The sequence below is a fragment of the Moritella sp. genome (assembly GCF_013215705.1).
Lineage (GTDB): Bacteria > Pseudomonadota > Gammaproteobacteria > Enterobacterales > Moritellaceae > Moritella.
In genome coordinates this window covers 1-2,019 of sequence record NZ_JABSQR010000057.1, presented here as the reverse complement: position 1 = coordinate 2,019, position 2,019 = coordinate 1, and the positions used below count along the sequence as shown (strand labels likewise).

Sequence of the window (2,019 nt, the reverse complement as noted above, 5' to 3'; positions counted from 1 at the left end):
AACCTTTTAAAATCCGTGATAATGATCTGATCACAAAGTTTACGAAAGGTTCCCTGATTTAGTCAACAACGCCCTTTCACATCATTAATACTAATGCCCGCTAATATATCAGTGGACAGTAGCTACTCAAGGTTTTTTATTATGCAGGATAAAATCTATCATTCAGGACGTAGATTACAAACTTTACGAGAACTTCAAGGCATAAGCGTAAAAGAGCTAGCTAAAGAGTTAAATTATGAGTTTGATAGTATTACTCATTGGGAAAAAGAAGGCGTTCCAGATGAATATCTATCTGATATATTAAAGTATTTTGAAGTTTTTGAAAGTATGTTTTCCTCCATAATTTATAGTGATGCAATGCTATATAAATTGGCACTTAAGGAATTAAATAGGCCCGCTTTAGAAAGAGATTTAGATGAGCGTTTAGAGAACGGTAGTAAGGAAAATTTAACAAATCTTGATTTATCATCACTAGGGTTATTAGTAATACCAGAAACAGTCTTTGATTTCTCAGGCTTAACGAGAATAGATTTAAGCGACAATCTGTTGAGCGAAATACCGTATAAATTACAAAATCTTATAGATAGTGGATGTGAGGTTATAATTAGGAATAACTTTATTGATCCAAATTTGCCAAATACATATAACGTTATGTCTAGAAATGATGATAAGCATCTAGTTCAAAAAGATTTGTTTATTGATAAAATCCGACTTGTCCAACTTAGGCTTGAAAACATTGGTATTTACAAAGATATAATCATTAATTTTAATGATGAACTAACTGTATTAATTGGTATAAATGGTGCGGGTAAAACAACCATTTTAAAGGCACTAAGTTTAGCTATTTTAGGGGCTAGATCGAGTATAGGTTCCGAAGCAACGCGATTAAGGAGTATTGATATACCTAGCGCAATAGATAGCTGTATAACATTAAAGGCTAGCGTTAGTGGCGTGGAATATATAAACAAAATAAAATTACAACATGACAGTGATACGGGGGAAATCAATATTTCAGGCACACCGTTTGAAGCTCTTTATGACACACCTAACACTATGAAAAACTTAATCTTATGTTTAGGAGAACAAAGAAATAATAGCAGTATTTCTACAAAGACGAACTTAGATAAAGCCCCCCGTATATTAGATTTATTACCTTTATTGCGAGGGAGTGATCAGTCATGTATTAAGGACTTTACTGCTTGGTGGGCCAATTTAGAAAATAGCAAAATAACCAACCCCACAGATCAAGCCACCATAAATATATGCTTTGAAATATTTTCAAAATTTATGGGAGAGACTGTCCAATCTGCGGGATTAAAGAAAATAGAACCAAACACTGAACTCTGGATTAAGTACGAAACAGGCAAGTCAGTTCCATTCAACTTAGCAAGTCAAGGCTACCTAACTGTTATGGGCTGGGTTGGATTCATTATACAACGTATGATCGAAGCTAATGAATGTTACCCTCTTCCTCTAAGCCAGCCTAGTATTGTTATAATTGATGAGATAGACCAACTATTGAGCGTAAAATGGCAACAAAAAATCTTATCGATCCTGAGAGAATTTTTCCCCAATACACAATGGATCATTTCTACTCATTCACCAATGGTTCTGACCGAATTAGATAAACACCAAGTAGTTCAGTTACATGAATTTGATGGTAATATTGTTGCTAAAACTAACGAAGTTGACCTGTGGATGTGGCAATATGGTGATATAATTCGTCGTTATTTTGAAGTGTCCACGACCCCTCCTAAATTTCAAGAAGAAAAAATAGTTGAGCAAATAGACTCCATCAGCTCTTTAGAAGCAAGTGCAGAAAATAACTCACAATTGAAAAAATTAGAAGATCGACTGATAAAAGTTAGAGCGAGCAGAGCTGCCGTTGATGAATTTGAAGCTCAATTACAGTCTCTTAATGAACGAGAGCAACAGCTTATAGCCCCCAGTGTCAGAATAGTTGCAATGTTAACTTAAATAAGTTTTCATAATTACCAAAGAAGGTTAAAGAGCAACATA

The 2,019-nt window shown here is 34.3% G+C and carries 1 protein-coding gene; it reads left to right on the top strand.

Annotated elements, in window-relative coordinates; all coding sequences use genetic code 11:
• Positions 1-141 precede the first annotated feature (141 nt).
• Entirely contained in the window at positions 142-1,977 is a 1,836-nt protein-coding gene (locus HRT96_RS21885) for an AAA family ATPase (RefSeq protein ID WP_293160831.1), read from the top strand.
• Positions 1,978-2,019 lie beyond the last annotated feature (42 nt).